The 17,022-nt window shown below is 42.9% G+C and carries 10 protein-coding genes; 3 read left to right on the top strand and 7 right to left on the bottom strand.

Annotation, left to right across the window (positions count from 1 at the left end; genetic code table 11):
- Positions 1 to 19: 19 nt before the first annotated feature.
- Positions 20 to 418, top strand: a complete 399-nt coding sequence (locus PAHA3_RS10785; protein ID WP_082762779.1) for an RDD family protein — start codon at positions 20 to 22, stop codon at positions 416 to 418.
- Between the two features lie 720 nt (positions 419 to 1,138).
- Here PAHA3_RS10785 and PAHA3_RS10780 read toward each other — a convergent pair.
- Both PAHA3_RS10780 and PAHA3_RS10775 read right to left on the bottom strand, forming a co-directional pair.
- Entirely contained in the window at positions 1,139 to 2,548 is a 1,410-nt protein-coding gene (locus PAHA3_RS10780; protein ID WP_062834735.1) for a glycoside hydrolase family 1 protein, read from the bottom strand.
- 17 nt (positions 2,549 to 2,565) lie between these two features.
- On the bottom strand, positions 2,566 to 4,425 hold the full coding sequence (locus tag PAHA3_RS10775; RefSeq protein ID WP_167350875.1) for a glucose PTS transporter subunit IIA: 1,860 nt from the start codon (positions 4,423 to 4,425) through the stop codon (positions 2,566 to 2,568).
- 213 nt (positions 4,426 to 4,638) lie between these two features.
- Here PAHA3_RS10775 and PAHA3_RS10770 point away from each other — a divergent pair, with 213 nt between their 5' ends.
- On the top strand, positions 4,639 to 5,574 hold the full coding sequence (locus tag PAHA3_RS10770) for a LysR family transcriptional regulator (protein ID WP_062834734.1): 936 nt from the start codon (positions 4,639 to 4,641) through the stop codon (positions 5,572 to 5,574).
- Positions 5,575 to 6,189: 615 nt separating this feature from the next.
- Here the strand turns inward: PAHA3_RS10770 and PAHA3_RS10765 are convergent.
- The 5 genes from PAHA3_RS10765 to PAHA3_RS10745 form a co-directional block, all read right to left on the bottom strand.
- A complete protein-coding gene (locus PAHA3_RS10765) occupies positions 6,190 to 8,208 on the bottom strand; it encodes a GDSL-type esterase/lipase family protein (RefSeq protein WP_062834733.1) in 2,019 nt (672 codons plus the stop codon).
- 141 nt (positions 8,209 to 8,349) lie between these two features.
- The gene (locus tag PAHA3_RS10760) at positions 8,350 to 9,939 is read right to left on the bottom strand and encodes an extracellular solute-binding protein (RefSeq protein WP_062834732.1); all 1,590 of its coding nucleotides are present in this window, start codon (positions 9,937 to 9,939) and stop codon (positions 8,350 to 8,352) included.
- A 34-nt stretch (positions 9,940 to 9,973) separates the two neighbouring features.
- Positions 9,974 to 10,852 (bottom strand): carbohydrate ABC transporter permease, encoded by an 879-nt coding sequence (locus tag PAHA3_RS10755; protein WP_062834731.1) that lies wholly within the window; start codon positions 10,850 to 10,852, stop codon positions 9,974 to 9,976.
- Between the two features lie 15 nt (positions 10,853 to 10,867).
- Complete coding sequence (locus PAHA3_RS10750) at positions 10,868 to 11,782, bottom strand: ABC transporter permease (protein ID WP_235599419.1); 915 nt, start codon at positions 11,780 to 11,782, stop codon at positions 10,868 to 10,870.
- 140 nt (positions 11,783 to 11,922) lie between these two features.
- Positions 11,923 to 14,241, bottom strand: a complete 2,319-nt coding sequence (locus tag PAHA3_RS10745) for a glycoside hydrolase family 95 protein (RefSeq protein ID WP_062834730.1) — start codon at positions 14,239 to 14,241, stop codon at positions 11,923 to 11,925.
- A 437-nt stretch (positions 14,242 to 14,678) separates the two neighbouring features.
- Between PAHA3_RS10745 and PAHA3_RS10740 the strand changes: the two genes are divergently transcribed.
- Positions 14,679 to 16,982: a helix-turn-helix domain-containing protein gene (locus tag PAHA3_RS10740; protein ID WP_062834729.1), complete on the top strand. Its 2,304-nt coding sequence runs from the start codon at positions 14,679 to 14,681 to the stop codon at positions 16,980 to 16,982.
- Positions 16,983 to 17,022: the final 40 nt, after the last annotated feature.

Genomic DNA, 17,022 nt, shown 5'->3' with positions numbered 1-17,022 from the left:
TAGTTTGGAGGAAAGCATTTTGTATAAAGCAGGTTTTTGGATTAGATTAGGAGCAGGTGTATTGGATAGTCTTATTATTTCAATTCCGTTAGTGATTATTGCAGGTGTGCTGACGGGTAACTTTGATACGGATGAGCCGATTGCCAAGCTACTTAGTGCGTTATACTCAATTTTATTACCAGTTTACTGGTATGGTCGAACCATAGGAAAACGCATATGTGGAATTCGAATCCGCCAATACGATACACACGAACCGCCAAAAATTGGTACGATGCTTATGCGAGTTGTTGTAGCTGGACTTGTGTACATATTAACTTTGGGTATCGGAGTTATTGTGAGTGCTTTTATGGTCGGTATGCGTGAGGATCGACGTGCGATTCATGACTTTGTAGCAGGAACAGAAGTAGTTTGGGATTAACTCGAAGATTATAAAGAATTGGCTGTACAGGGGTAAAAATCACTGTGCAGCTTTTAAATCATTATTACTGTTTCACAAAACTCGTATTTTGTACATATGTGTAAGACCCACAAATCTTAAAGTCTTTTCCAGTATAACTGATTCAAAAATTTGATTTTATAAAACCGTTAAATCATCATACCACTCCCAATCCTCGCACTACAACCTACAATCGCTGCAAACTCTGCCCGAGTCATGTTTTGGTTTGAAGGTTCCATCTTCAAAGCTATTTACAACCATCCGCGATCCCATGTCGTTCACGGCGTTCTTGGCCCAGTGCTCCGCGCACTCTGACTCCAATAACCAGTAGGACGGAGAACCACATTCTCCTTTCGTATAATGTGATTCACATTTCCACCCTTCTATAAGTCAACTACCTCTTTCTTTGGTTAAACTATTTCCCCCTAAACATAACAAAGCAGCCCATCACAATGATCGGCTGCTACCTTTATACTTATTGTGCAAACGTTATAGCGAAAAGAAATTGAGGAAGACGGTTTTGAGCCGAGATCATGGATTTTTTAAACACCTTTAGGCATTGTGTGATTAACAGCGACCCTCATATGTCTGGTAAACCGGTAATCGGATCAAATTCTTAATCTTTTGAGCAAAATGGGACAAGAACATTTTCAATACAACATAAAGCCGATCAGATTGATCGGCTTTATTTGGATCAGTATATCAAAGACTTTCTCCATTTGTTTTAATTACATTTTGATAGTAGTAGAATGAATCCTTTTTGGTTCGGTTTAAGGTTCCATTACCTTCTCTGTCTAGGTCTACATGAATGAACCCGTAACGCTTTTCAATATCAAAAGTGCCAGCAGAAATAATATCAATTGGCCCCCAGTAAGTGTAGCCCATAATGGATACGCCATCTTTAATCGCTTCCTTTAGCGCTATAAGATGTTGTCTCAAATAATCGATGCGATACTCATCATGGATCTTTCCATCAATTATTTCATCTTTGGCACCCATGCCATTTTCAACAGGAATCAATGGCACTTGATAGCGATCCCATAATTCATTCAAAGTAAACCGGAATCCAAGAGGATCAATTTGCCATCCGAAGTCACTTGTTTCGAGATATGGGTTCGGCGTGCCAATATCTCCTCCAGTATCGCCGAAATAGGGTTGTCCTTTCTCATGTGTGGTCGTTCTGTAGTAACTGAAAGCCAAGAAATCGTTCGTGTAGGATTTCATGAGTTCCAGGTCCTCATCGCGCATTTCGATATGACAATCATTTTCTTTCCAAAGACGATAAACATATGTTGGATAATATCCTCTTAACATGACATCGGGAAAGAACAAAGCTCTTCTTCGAATGTCCTGCGTTTCAAATACAGCGACCGGATCGCACGTATGTGGATAAATATTACTCAGAGACATCATACAACCAATTTGTGCATTTGGGATGATTTCACGACACAACTTGATCGCCTTTGCATTTGCCACAAACATATGATGACTGGCTTGATAGATCGCTTGCATGCGATTCTCATTTTCTTTATAGATGATTCCACCCACATAAAATGGATTTCTTCTCATATTGTTAAGTTCATTGAATGTCATCCAGTATTTCACTTTGTTTTTATATCGATTAAAGATGACTTCACAGTACCGCTCGTAAAAATCAATTAATTTTCGATTTCTCCAGCTGTCGTATTTCTCTACGAGATTATATGGCGTTTCATAGTGTGAAATGGTAACGAGTGGTTCAATTCCATATTTCAACAGCTCATCGAACAGTTCATCGTAAAACTGCAATCCCTTTTCGTTTGGCTGGTCGTCATCGCCCTTAGGAAATATTCTGGTCCAGTTGATAGATGTTCTAAAAATTTTAAAACCCATTTCCGCAAACAGTTTAATATCTTCCTTGAATCGATGATAAAAATCAATTCCTTTTTCCAGCGGATGATATTCTCCTTGTTTTGGTACGCCAAAAGAACCTACGTCAGATAATCCTTTCAAAAAGCAACTGGCCAAGTCCAAGCCCTTGCCATCTACCCATCCACCTTCTGCCTGATTGGCAGCAATCGCTCCCCCCCACAAAAAGTTCTCAGGAAATTGGTCTTTATACGTGTTGTTCATGTTGTGCACTCTCCCCATTATTTAATCTCGGCTACTGGGTTTTGCCCATTTAGCACTTCTCCGTATCCCAACAACTGAATTTCTTTCTCTTTCGGATCTGTAAAAATGAGTAATACCGACAAATCCAAGTTGGTTGTTTTTAAATAGTCCAAATCAAGTGTGACAAGTTCTTCTCCAGCTTGTATACGTTGGCCCTGCTGGACCTTTATGTTAAAGCCTTTGCCCTTCAGAGACACGGTATTGATTCCGATATGAATCAGGATTTCAACTCCGTCATCCCTTGTTATTCCATAGGCATGACCTCCTTTAAATACTGTTGTCAATACGCCACTACAAGGTGAAACGACGACGTTATCTTTTGCAGTAAAGGCAATTCCTTCTCCCATTGCTTTTGTAGAGAAAACTTCGTCTTTCACTTCCGACAACGGGAATGAAACACCATCGACAATGGAGACTATTTGTGTTTCAGACTCGCTAACCCGTGGGGTGGACGTAACATTATTTTGCTGTTTCAGCTGCTCACCTTCATCGATACCTAAGATGAATGCCACAATAGCCGAAACAACGATTGCCACGATACAGGCTATAAGCATAGTGATCAGCGTTTCTTGGAAAATTGGCATTGCTAAAATGGTTGTTTTACCCATGATGTATGCTCGTGCTCCAAATAAACCTGCAACAATACCACCCACAGCCCCACCAGCCATGACTCCAATAAGCGGTTTTTTGTATTTCAAAGCAATACCGTAAATAGCTGGTTCTGTAATTCCTGCAAAAATAGATCCAAATCCAATTGCCAAAGCCTCTGAACGCAGAGTTTTGCTCTTAGCACGGAGACCTACCCCGATAGCAGCCCCTCCTTCTGCCATTGCATGAAGAATCAACGCTGGTTTGAAATACGGATCATATCCTGGATTGGCAAAACTCTGTACCATAAATGGGGCGATTACGGTATGCGTACCCGTCATGACTAAGAACGGCAATAGTGCCGCTAACAAACCAACAACAACAGGACCAATGGTTCCTTGGGTCCATAAAAATCCACCAACAACAATATTGCCAATCAAGTTACCGAAAGGTCCAAACACAACAAAAGTTAAAATGGACGCTGTTAAGACCGTCAACATACCGACCAAAACCGATTTCAAAATACCTGGAATAATCTTATTGAAAAATTTCTCAAGATAATAAACCGCTACGGTAGAAAGCAACGCGGGAATCATAGTACTTGAATATTTGATCAGTAGAACAGGCAAACCAAAGATATGAGTTGTTCCTCCGTTTTCCACCAATGCTACAAACCCTGGATAAACTAATACACAGGCAACAAAAATGGCATAAATCGGATTTGACCCCAGTTTTCTTGAAGCCCCATAGGCTACGAAAATTGGCATAAAGTAAAACGGAACATCAGCTAGAAAATTGATCAATGAATAGGACTCTGTTTTTTCGAATGAAGGTAGAATCATGACGATGATCATAAGAAGAAGCTTTAGCATCCCACCTGCAATCAACCCGGTAATCATCGGACTCACGGAACCTGCAATAAAATTTATCAGATCAATAAGAAGGCTTTTAATCGTTTTAGGCTTCTTCTCTTTTTCTGGCATAGAGCCGCCTTCCTCACCAGAAAAGCGATATTTTTTCATGATCATGTCATAAGCAGGCAACAAATTCTTACCCATGACAACTTGAAGTTGCCCGGCACCAAATACAGCCGAAATCACACCGTCAATTGTTTTAAGTCCTTCTAGATCAGGTTTCTTCTCATCTTTCACGATAAAACGTAGACGGGTCATACAATGTGATAAAGAAACAATATTCTCTTCTCCACCGCTTTTTTGAACGATTTCATCGGTGATTTTTTTGAAATCCATAAAGGTTCCCCTTTTCGTATAATCCATGATGTTTAAAATGCATGTTAACTAAGCAAAACCAATAAAACATTTGGAATAAAAATTTAAGTATAATCATCAGGCCCTGTCTGATTACGCTTTCATTATAGGAGTACTATTGAAGATTGTAAAACCGATATTTGTAATATAAAATATCGATTAATCGAATATTTAATTCAAAGGGGAAATTGATTTATGAATCATGAGGAGATTGAAACTTTTCTAGCTGTCGTCGAACATGGAAGCATTCTGAGAGGAGCTCAGTCACTATATATCAGTCAAAGTACTGCAACAAACAGAATCCAACAGTTGGAGGGTAAATTGGGAGCAAAGCTTTTTTATCGACAGAAAGGAATCAAGTCACTTACTTTAACTCCCCAAGGGCAAAACTTCTTATCCATTGCAAAACAATGGTCTGTTCTTTGGCAGGAAGCACAAAATCTGAATAGCTTTGAAAACTATACTGAATTACGAGTTAGTGCAGTAGATATGATCAACAGCTTTATGTTTGTTGAAGTTTATAAAAAGATGATGAAGAATCATGACCATATTGTTTTAAACATACAAACGAATCATTCAAGCAAAATACACCCTATGGTTGATAAACAAATTTGCGATATCGGTATTGTGTCAGGTCTCTATAACTATCCAAGTGTTAAATTTGTCCCTTTGTATCAAGAGGATATGGTATTGGTGTATAACCAATATTCTTTATACGCTCAAACCCTTGATAATAGAGACCTGAAATCAGAAGACGAAATTTACTTAACTTGGTCGGAGAAATTCACTCTTTGGCATAACCGTTATTTTCCATACTCAAAAAGAAAAAAAATCATTCTAGGCACTGCCTCAATGCTGTTAAGTTATTTTGACGAAGTGAATAATTGGTCCATTATTCCCATGAGTCTCGCAAATAAACTCATGAAATTAAATCCATCTATTACGTATTCTTTGTTTGATAACCCTCCGCCACAGAGAATGATTTATCTCCTCATTAATCAATATTTGAAACCGGATATTCAAGAGGCGATTCAAATTTTTGTTGATGAAATCGTTAGTGAGCTAGAGAAAAACGATGGATTAACTGTACTTATCGAAAATTATGAAAAGGTTCAGAACCTAATTAAATAGGTTCTGAACCTAATTAAATAATTAGTTTTAATTACGAATATAAGTTGAATTAACATCTGAAATCCGATAACAAATACATCACTGATTATGAACCATTCTGAGGTAACCATGTACCTCAAGTAGATTGATAAAGGTTTGATCACATCGACACTTAGGTCAATAATTCATATCGATTTTATTGAGAGGATATATTGTAAAAGACGATATCTTTTTGTACAACAGCCGATCATGTGATTTGCAGCTTTCATGTTTTTGAACTAACCTGCCAGTTAGTTTAATGAAACGAAGAGCAAGATGCCGATTAGATATTCTCCTAAATCGGCAATCGGACTATGTTCTTTCTCCTTTCCGGCAATCGCTACAAGTTCTTGTCCTTGATTTGGGACAAGAACTTGTACTAATAAAATAAAAAAGCCGCTAAAATAGCGACTTCAATGGGAACATGTTCTTGTCCCTCGACACCATAAAAAAATAATTAGCCTTGGTATCAAAGAAAAAATCTCCTGGGATTGTGAATCACCAACCAAATATAAAAAAAAGGATGGACCTCCCGAGGTATCATGCCCAGAAAGTCGCTCCTTTCTTGATTGTTGTATTTCAAATCCACCCTGTTTATTACTCGACCGGATGCACCGACCCGGCTTTCAACACTGACAGATCGTTCTCCACTTCAATCGGGTGATACAGCACCCACATATAATATAATGATTTGGCGGCTTTCTCCCGGGTTACCCATGCCTTGGGTTCAAGTTCATAACCGTTTCGCACTTGCCCTCGTTCGATGCCCTTCTCTGAGCGCAACAAGCCCAGCGTATATGCTTTCTTCACTTTATTGTATAGAACCGGATCAATGTCAACTGTGTCTTGGAGCTGTTCGAATGAAACTAGCGGATAATACATCAGTCCCCGTTGATCCGGAGCCAGATGAGGGTCATATTCGGGGAGCTCTGGAATGATGGCCTCTCCGTTATAATCTGTCATGTAAGCCGGGAGTGCGTCCATACTAAACTTAGCATCAAAAGCATCTTGCAACATACTGCCCATAAGCTCTCTGGACAGTGTCCCTTCCGCCAAGTTCTGCTTTATTTCATCTGGGTCGAGATTCAACAATCGGGACAAGGCGAGCCTAAATTCACCGACGCTCATGATCGCTTCTGGATGAAAAAAAGATTGTTCATCCAGTCCCAAGATGCCCAGCTGTACCAGCTTCTCGATCTGATTCCGGTAATACGCCCCCCGGCCTGTCATCGTGTCGGCAGCCTTCTCGGGATAGATGGCTGACCAATCCTGCTCCCGGATCGCCGCTTGCACTTCTGGCTTCAACCATGAAGCCACTCGGGCTACATCCAATTCACCCTGCTCGCCAAGCTGTACAAGACATGTGGCCACGATACGGGCAAAAGGCTTGGAGAGACTTTCTTTGAAATGTGTACCGTCGATCTTACATGCAGGATGACCATTCGCAAAGCTGCCATCATTCGTTTTGGCCGGCGTCTCCCCTGCCTCGATGGACATGAAGACCGCTGTAGTACCCTCGATCCCGATCTCATTATAATATCGCAAGCTCTCGCGGTTTAGATCAATCAGTGGCACATTCAACTCTTCTGCCAATTCACGCATAATGACTGGAAATTTTCGCACGCGGAAAGAATCCGTATAAACATGTCCGGGGGGAGCCTCGCCATCCACCCTGGCCATCGGGGTTACCAGCATCGGGATCATCTGTCTTGACCGAATCGCAGGGATGTAAAACTCGCGAATATATGTGCGGTACATCTCCTCAGTCGCGCCTCTTCCGAAACGATGGTCTTCATCATGTGATTCGTCATTGTGGCCGAATTGGATTAGCACCACATCCCCTGCATACCCCGTAAGCAAAATATCGTTGAAGCGCCCTTCTGTATATGCGCTCTTGAAAGAGCGTCCACCCATGGCATAATTGATTACGCTCACTTGCCTCGAATCAAACAAATCATCGAACACCTGTCCCCAGCCGCTCATCGGGGCTTCCATGAAAATGTAGGATTTCACCGTGGAGTCCCCCAACGTAAACAACGTTGGCCGCTTGCTCTCAGGTCGCAGATATATGGGTATAGGCGTCAATACTAGCTCGGCGATGCCAACAGGACTTTGCAATCGGCGGGGTTCGATTTCGATGTCGATATACTCGCGTCCGTTCACATAGTCGTAACTCCATACGTTTTGTTCTTGGAACACCCTTGTCCGGTTGGGTACAAGCCTGGCAGCATCCCAGTAATCTACATTCAGCAGCTCATCCGCATTCATACCTGAAATCGCGATCCTTGTACCCTCAAGACTAGAGGTAGTACGTACCTGCACCCGGTAGGCTCCCGGCCCGGCTTTCACCCTAAAACATAGGCCAAAATGATTAAAATCATTCTCTCCGGCTTCCTCCCGATTCACAAATCTGGCCTCGCTGATGGTGTATCCCTCCTGCGATGGAACGATCTGTTCAACATGAACCTCTCTTGGCGGCTGAGCGCATGTTTTGTCTACGAAACCGTATCCTTTGACGTCGTCATAACGCGGAATGCTGTCTTGCTCTTCTTGCACAATGGAACGATACTCGCCCTTTGGTGAAACTGCAAAGTTGAACTGAATGCTTTTGACCATCTACGATACCTCCTTACCGACACCAGCAAGATGAACAGGGTTATAATAATAAATACAAGAACTAAAAGGATTATGAATCGTTTATTTAGTTCATTCTTTTTTTTGATCCAATGTTATTTCCCTCGTCAGGCATTGACTACTCTATCTTTGTTGGTAACGATCATAAGCTACTTGATAGATTTCGATCGCTTTTTCAATATTCATTTTCTGAAGCGTATCCTTATATGTGTCGAAGTTCTCCAGCGGTTCGTTACCCATCACGAACTTTAACAGCATTTCTTTCATATAAGTATCCACTTCACTCATAATTCTGCTGATTTCCTGACTTTCACTTCCACTGAATAGGAGCGGTGGCAGCAGCAGTGTGCGATCCGCATTGAACCATCTTTCATTAGCCTCCTTGGCTTCGGGATGCTCCAATTCAAATGAAGCCCAGGCATCATAACTCATCACCTTAACCATCCCTGAAGTCGGATAGGCATAACGTGAAACCGCTACTCGTGCTTCATAATTTGGGTCGTTCCATATGGCATCGGAGAATTTTTTCTTTCCATTCTCTATAACATAGCTCTCCCCTTCCAAGCCCCAGTTCTGCAGGTCACTCCCTTCCTCACTAACCATGAAGTCGAGCAACTTCATTACCTTCTCTGGATCTTTGGCCTGTGAGCTGACAACTGCTCCTTCAAGAGGAACGTATTGCGCAAGTTGTTCCGCTGCACTGAATGATTGGCCTGCAGGTCCAACCGGAGGTGAGACACCTACCAGTTTAAAATCGGGAACGGCCGCCTGCATTTGGTTTTTGTACGTATTTATGCCGGAAATGGTCCCGCCGTAAGCGCCTACAATATTATTTGAAAATTTCGCTTCAAAGCCTTTCTTGTCGGTAGCTGCGAATTCACTATCAATCAGGCCTTCTTTGTACCATTTATTCATCATAGCAAGATAATCTTTGAATGCGGGTTCATAGGGACCATAGGTGATCTTACCCGTCTGTGGATTCATCTGAAAGGTAACGAGTAGACCATATGAGGTGCTGAATGATGTAATGCTGCCCATTCCATTTTGATCACCGAGCGGAATTTCGTCATTCTTATCGCCGTTTCCGTTCATGTCATTTTCTTTAAAAGCCTTTAATGCGGTATACCATTCATCAATGGTCTTTGGCATCGGGAGACCTACCTGATCCAGCCAATCCTGACGGATCACCGTTCCGGCCCATGCGTTGCGTCTAAGATCAAGATTGACCTGCGGAAATTTGGCTATTGTACCGTCATCCAGCATAACCTGCTTTTTGATTTCCGGATTCTCATCAAGCAGTTTCTTGTAGTTGGGGGCATATTGATCAATCAGATCATTCAGCGGTATCGCGACACCGTCTTCAATAAGCTTGGCTACGCCTCCAGGGTAGTTGCTCGGAACATATATAATGTCGGGATAGGTTCCTGATGCCAGCATAATATTGAACTGGGAAAGATTGCTCGTATCATTTTCCTGGAAATTAATCGTGATACCTGTCCGTTTCTGAATCTCTTTGTACGCTGCCACATCACCATAGCCCTTAAGTTCTGGGATTTTACTGCTGAATTTACCGTTCCAGAGAAAACTGACTGCTTCGTTTTTTGGGTCAGTTGTACCTTCCTGATCACCCGTTTTGACATCTCCGCACCCTGCTATTAACGATGCAGCCATCAGGATGCTTAAGGACATTTTTCCTACCTTCGTAACCTTCATTCTCATCCCCCATTATTCAGCTAGTATAAGGTACTCAGCCCTTCAGGGCTCCTATCATGACACCTTTTGTGAAGTATTTCTGGATAAATGGATACAGCACCAGAATAGGCAACGTAGCCACGATTATGGTAGCGTACTTGACCACTTCTCCAAGGAATGGATCTCCTGTCGCAGTGGACAGGTTAGTTGTGTCCGTCGTGCTGTTCTCAATGAGAATTTCCCGAAGAACAAGCTGCAGCGGAAACAGCTCCCGATCCCGCAAATAAATCAGAGCCCCTGTCCATGAGTTCCAATGACCTACGCCGTAGAACAGTGCCATCACGGCAAGTACAGGAACCGATAGAGGTAAGATGATCTGGGCAAAAATCCGAAAATCGGATGCTCCATCAATCTTTGCCGCCTCTTCAAGCTCAACCGGGATAGCCTGAAATGAAGTTCTCATAATAATGAGGTTCCAGGTGGCGATCAATCCGGGAATGATAAGAGCCCAGCGCGTATCGAGCATACCCAGGTTTTTCACCAAAATATAGCCAGGAATGAGACCCCCGCTGAAAAACATGGTGAAGACAACCATCATCATCATATACTTTTTCCAATACATATCTCTTCGTGATAAAACGAAAGCAAACAGCGCCGTAAAAAACACGTTTAGGGTGGTTCCAACCACTACATAAAACAGGGTGTTCTTATAGCCGGAGATGATCATCGGGTTTTTGAGCACTAATTTGTAAGCTTCCGGATAGAACCCTTTAGGCCACAGGAGAAGGCCGCTGTGTTTGACCAATTCTGACGGCACACTGAGCGATGCAAAGATCACATAGAGAAAAGGATAGAGAGTGATGATCATCAGCCCTGTCAAAAACACAATGTTTAATGTGTCAAATATTTTATCGCCCAAGCTGCGTTTTATCATGCCAGGTATCCTCCTCTACCATAGACTCGTATCATTGATTTTCCGACTAATCCGGTTTGCCAGAATCAGAAGAATGAAGTTAATGACGGAATTAAACAAGCTGACAGCGGTGCTGTAGCTGTAATTCGCCTCCAGAAGTCCACGCCTGTATACAAAACTGGAGATGACATCTGCCGTTTCGTAGGTTTGAGGATTATACAACAGGATTACCTTCTCAAAACCGACATCCATGATGCCACCAATGCGCAGAATCAGCAGTATAACGATCGTTGGCATGATGCCCGGTAACGTTACATGCAGCATTTGCTTCCACCGGTTCGCGCCGTCCACTGTGGCTGCATCGTACAGCTGAGTATCAATGGCTGATAATGCAGCGAGATAAATAATAGATCCCCAGCCGATACCCTGCCATATTCCCGAACCTACAAATATGGTTCTAAAAAGAGATGGATCCAGCAATAAATTTTGTGCTTCAACACCAAACCAGCTCAATATGATGTTAAACAATCCCGCTTTTCTTGAGAAGTCTACAATCATGCCACTAATTACTACAATAGACACGAAGTGCGGCAGATACGTGATCGTCTGTGTCAACCGTTTGAAAAAGGTATGCCTTACCTCATTTAACAGCAGAGCTAAAATAATGGGCGCAGGAAAAGCAATGAGCAGCTCGTAAATGCTGATGATCAGCGTATTCCGCAGTAACCTCCAAAAGTAAAAGCTTTGGAAGAAATCTACAAAGTTCTGAAAACCGATCCACTCGCTTCCCAAAATTCCTTTAACCGGTGAATAATTTTTAAATGCGATAGTAACGCCATACATTGGTATATAGCTAAAAATGATGTAATAACTAATCCCGAACAGTCCCAGAAAGTAAACAATCTTATGCTTCTGGAAGTCCTTACCCAGCATATTAAAATATTCGCTCATGCTCCGATTCCCGAACTTCCTATTCTGTCTCATAGCCAATTTCACAGGCTCACCTCCTTATGGGTGGATTTATAATGTTGCACGCCAAATATATCACCGAAAGGAAAGCGTTTACAATATTCAATAATTATATACAATTTTTATATTGCACCTGCAGAGGTCAATGAATATATGGTATTTGCGGCTGTATTGAATTCTGTAATATCCCCCTTACGATCTGTAGCTACCGGCAGACCGTCCGTGGTAGTTACATGGATAGGATGCTGCGAGAACAAACGGATGCGTCCTCCAATCTCAGAGCGTACGGACGCTGTCTTCATTTGTTGGTCAGCCCATGTCATGTCAATGACGAATCCTCCTCTGGCCCGCAGTCCGGTCACACTACCCGCTGGCCATACAGCTGGAAGGGCCGGGAGAAACTGAATGTAATTTAAATGACTCTGCAGCAGCATTTCCGCAATGCCTGCAATACCACCAAAATTACCATCGATCTGGAACGGAGGATGGTTATCAAATAAATTGGGCAGGGTTGATTGCCGAAGAAGTTGTTGTGTATGCTCATAGGCCTGCTCTCCATTCAGCAGCCTAGCCCAGAAGTTAATGATCCAGGCTCTACTCCAGCCCGTATGCCCTCCCCCATTTTCCAACCGACGAATCAGTGTCGTTTTCGCCCCTTCTGCCAGCTCTGGCGTCAGGTCAGGACTGATGGTTGAACCGGGATGAAGTCCAAACAAATGGGAGATATGACGGTGGCCCGCATCTGTTTCGTCATAATCCACCAGCCATTCTTGCAGCTGTCCATGCTTGCCAATTTTCATAGGCGGCAATTGTTTGATCATTTTCTCCCATTGCTCCCGGAGATCTTGATCAACATTCAACACAAGGCTCGCTTCCACGCATGCCCTGAATAATTCCTCAATAATTTGCGTGTCCATCGTGGGACCATAACATAATGTTCCTGCTTCCCCACTCGGTAACTTATAACGGTTCTCAGGTGAAACAGAAGGATTGGTGACCAGATAGCCTTCAGGACTTTGAACAAGAAAGTCCACAAAAAACAACGCCGCTTCCCTCATTGTGTCATATGCTCGTTCCAAGAAAACCTTATCCGGATAAAATTGATAGTGTTCCCATAGGTGGAGCGTAAGCCATGCCCCGCCCATGACCCATTGAGTTGCTGCAGCATAAATATCCTGGGGAGCGGTGTCTGCCCAGAGATCCGTATTGTGGTGGGCGACGAAACCTCTGCAACCGTACATCATTTGTGCGGTCACTTTCCCGTTGACCTTCATCCGTTCGACCAGTTCAATTAACGGCTCATGACATTCTGCCAGATTACACGTCTCAGCGGGCCAGTAATTCATCTGGGTATTGATATTAATTGTGTATTTGCTATCCCACGGCGGTGTCATGGAGTCATTCCATATCCCTTGCAAATTGGCCGGAAGAGCGCCAGGCCTGCTCGATGAAATAAGAAGATACCTTCCAAAGTGGAAGTATAGTGTATTTAGCCCGGAATCTTCGGCTCCTTTTTGTACAAGCTCAAGCCGCTTCGAAGCAGGCAATAGATGATGATCATTTTCCGAAAGGTCCACAAGCTCCAGCTTGACCCGTTGAAATAACTTTTGGTAATCAAGTAAATGTTCATTCTTTAGCTTTTCATACGTTTGGACAGCTGCTTGGTCAACCCATTCACAGGCTTGCCGTTCTGGTTTATCGTACCGGAAGCCGGAAGCCACGGACAGAAATAAGGTTACTTGGTTCGCCCCTTGTACTTTCAAATGCTCCCCAATCGCCTGAACAGTCCCCCCTGAGGCAACGGCTTTTACCACGGCCGTATATGACGCTTCGTTAACTCCTCCGCATGGATTGGACATTATGATGGTATCTTCACCTTTTCGATAAGACAATTCCATATGCCGGCCCTTTTTTCGTTCGAATCTAGCCATGAAGCTCAAACTCCCCGGACGATCCGCATCCAGCCGAATCACCATGACCTGGGCAGGGTAGCTACAAAATACTTCTCTGCGGAACCTGACGCCTTCATACACATATTCCGTACGAACAATCGCCTGCTCCAGATTCAGTTCTCTCCTGTAATCAGCGGAATCCACCAGGTCTACAGCATGATTCATGCGAATCATCAAGTCCCCGGCTGTCATATAGTGCCTTTGGCTGCAAGGCGTACCGGAAAGAGCTGCTTCCGCGAGTTCATGAGCTTCATTTAATTTACCGTCGAACAAGAGCTGCCGTATATGAGGCAGATGTTCCTTGGCATCCGGGTTATTCCGATTTCTGGGTCCACCAGACCATATCGAATCCTCATTAAACTGGATTTGTTCCTGCTTGATGTTTCCAAAAACCATCCCACCTAACCTTCCGTTACCGATGGGTAGTGCTTCCTCCCAGTTGCGAGCTGGAGTATCGTACCACAACAAGGATTCAGATCTTAATCTCATCCACTTCACCTCTTTATTTGTTTTTAGTAAAGGAAAAACTCGCGGAATCGAATTGAAGCAGGTTTCCCTGCCTAATCCGCTTAAACCTTTAATGCAAAACGACCTTATCACAGTCTTGAAAAGGCTTACAATGCACAAAATTTATGTGCTTTATTTATAAGCAATTTATCTGAGATCCACTAAATATAACTTTTCAGCTCTATAATCAAAATAATTGGTTAAATCAAATCCTGAATATTTGCTTGCCAACCATCTCTGCCATTACCATGCTGAATGAAAAAGGAAAAAAAGGTAGATGTATGGAATAGAATCATCTAAAATAATGCTAATCACCTTGCTTTGTCCCTAACATGCTCACGTACTATACGAGCTTCGCCAGGGAAGTTTGCTAAGAAATGAACGCGCGAACCAATACTCTTTCGGGGGGACTAAACGAGATGACCGACAACCATTCCTATAAAATCTTCATAAAATACCTGTTGTCCTACATCATCCTTCTTCTGCTTCCCATCACCCTGATTGCGATGCTGGTCTATAGTTTCTTCGTGAGCCAACTGGAGGAGGAAGTGATTGCCGGCAATCTGAATACGCTGGATAACATGCGTGAATCCATGGACGAGCAATTAGGTAGAATCGAAGATAGCACGAGGCAAATGCTAATTGAAGATAACAGTCTGTACCCTTATCGAATTTCAGATCAATGGGGTTATAAAGCTTGGGGAATCACACGGGAGTTAAAACGTTACCAACGAATGAGCCCGTTTATTCATGAAATCTGGGTGTATTTCAAGTCGGACCCTGCTGTTTTTACAAGTAGCGGTGTCTATTCATTGCCGATGATCTCCAATCAAATTTATCAATTTGAAGATTGGCCCGCATCATCCATGATTACCGATTTGCAGGAATCCAGGACAGCTTCCCTGCTCTCACCAGGTTATGATGAAAAATCGGATGAACGCTATCTGAGAATGATTCAACCGATGTTTCCGAATCAAGCTAAACCTTACGGAACCATAGTGTATTTGATCAATGAAAAATCCATTCATCAATTAATGTCCACATATGAAAAAGCTGAAGGATCCATGTGGATCTTTGACCAGAATAATCAGCTCGTTACGTCTATTGCAAAAGAAGGTAGCCCCTCTCGTTTAGCCTTATCGAAGCTTATTACGGAAGGTAATCACACTCCTTATCAGGAGATTACACTGGAGGGAACCAATTACTATCTTTTCCTCATGGAATCCGAGCAGTCTGGATGGAAATATGCAAGTTTGCTTCCGATCCATGTCGTAATGGATAAAGTGAATCATGCCCAAAACTGGCTGACCTACGGAATAATAGCCATTTTGATTGTCGGCGGGGGCATCATTTATGTAAGCATGCGTTCCAATTATAGACCCATCCATTTGTTGCGCAAGGAAAGTCATCGTTTATTCCCCCAAAAGATGAAATCACTGAATGAACTTGAAACCGTTCGTTATACGTTAACCAGCCTGGCCAATCAAAATAAAGATCTCGACAACCGTGTGAAAAATCACTCATCTGCTGTCAAAAAACAGATGGTTTTCGCGCTGCTAAAGGGTGAGATTCAATCCTTATCAGAAATCACTGAATATGATAGCAACATTGTAGAACTGACCGACGAGGCACAAACCCAGGTTATCATTATTGAAACTGCCGAGCATGTACATTCCATGAATAATCATACCGTTCAGGAAATGGAACAAAGCTATCCCGGGCCTCATCCCATTTTGGGAATTGAGCATTTTGAGACGGGTCGTTATGTATTCCTCCTGCTTATTCAAGAAACTTTTACTGATGACACGCCTGCCTGTATAGATCAATTCCAAGAACGATTGCATGAACTATTAGGCGGGACGGTAACTCTTGGGGTCGGTACCAGAACCTTGGTTTCAGAAAGTCCCCGTTCCTATCTTGAAGCGCAGACAGCCATGGATTATCGATTCATTCAGGGTGTTAACCGGGTTATTCGGTATCACGATATTCCGATGAGCTTCAATCACCAAGAGTCCTATCCCCACGCAGAGATGGAGAGCCTGCAGCGGGCTGTTCGTAAAGGCAAGATGGATAAAATTCAAAGTGCTCTCTCGAATATTACTGATTTTATCCGGCAAAAGCAGGTACCTTTAATTATTGCCCGTAGTCTGTGCTACGATATTATTCGTTCCGTTAATGAGATGTGGATTGGACTGGGAATGAGCGAGCAACACTCCGCCCAATATCCCGATATATTTGTACTGGAGCGTCTGGAGACAATCGATGAATTCGAGCATTTGATTCAATCTATCAGTCAGGATTTGTCCCTCGCGTTTGAGAGACTGAATAAGGAAACATCTGCAAAAGAACCAGCATCCCGATCCCTCAACTTGATCACCCAATACATTGAGGAGCATTTTGACCAATGTGAATTTTCTCTTCAGGGAATGTCAGAGACATTTGGCATGGCTTTGCCCAATCTGAGTCAATTGTTTAAAGAACAGACCGGTCAGACCCCACTTGAGTATGTGACCGAATTACGGATGAAGAAAGCTCAGCATTTACTGACCACAACTGTGAAACCGCTATCATCCGTAGCGGAGGAAGTTGGGTATTACAACGTGTCAAGCTTCATCCGCCGATTCAAACAGCTAAATGATATGACTCCCGGTGAATATCGAAATCGCGCCGGCGCACCTACATTGGAGAATAATCAAATCTCTACAGCGAAAAGCAAACCTTAAATTATACCGTTTAATCAATAACCGACAAAGAGGCCTCTCC

Origin of the sequence: Paenibacillus amylolyticus (genome assembly GCF_001570725.1) — a bacterium.
GTDB classification, from domain to species: Bacteria; Bacillota; Bacilli; order Paenibacillales; family Paenibacillaceae; genus Paenibacillus; species Paenibacillus amylolyticus_A.
Note: the sequence above shows the minus strand (reverse complement) of the source record. Positions and strands in the feature narration are given on the sequence as shown.

Coding starts and splice junctions, on each gene's coding strand:
- PAHA3_RS10770 (WP_062834734.1), top strand. CDS start 4,639: ATGAATCATGAGGAGATTGAAACTTTTCTAGCTGTCGTCGAACATGGA.
- PAHA3_RS10765 (WP_062834733.1), bottom strand. CDS start 8,208: ATGGTCAAAAGCATTCAGTTCAACTTTGCAGTTTCACCAAAGGGCGAG.
- PAHA3_RS10755 (WP_062834731.1), bottom strand. CDS start 10,852: ATGATAAAACGCAGCTTGGGCGATAAAATATTTGACACATTAAACATT.
- PAHA3_RS10750 (WP_235599419.1), bottom strand. CDS start 11,782: ATGAGCGAATATTTTAATATGCTGGGTAAGGACTTCCAGAAGCATAAG.
- PAHA3_RS10760 (WP_062834732.1), bottom strand. CDS start 9,939: ATGAAGGTTACGAAGGTAGGAAAAATGTCCTTAAGCATCCTGATGGCT.
- PAHA3_RS10775 (WP_167350875.1), bottom strand. CDS start 4,425: ATGGATTTCAAAAAAATCACCGATGAAATCGTTCAAAAAAGCGGTGGA.
- PAHA3_RS10780 (WP_062834735.1), bottom strand. CDS start 2,548: ATGAACAACACGTATAAAGACCAATTTCCTGAGAACTTTTTGTGGGGG.
- PAHA3_RS10740 (WP_062834729.1), top strand. CDS start 14,679: ATGACCGACAACCATTCCTATAAAATCTTCATAAAATACCTGTTGTCC.
- PAHA3_RS10745 (WP_062834730.1), bottom strand. CDS start 14,241: ATGAGATTAAGATCTGAATCCTTGTTGTGGTACGATACTCCAGCTCGC.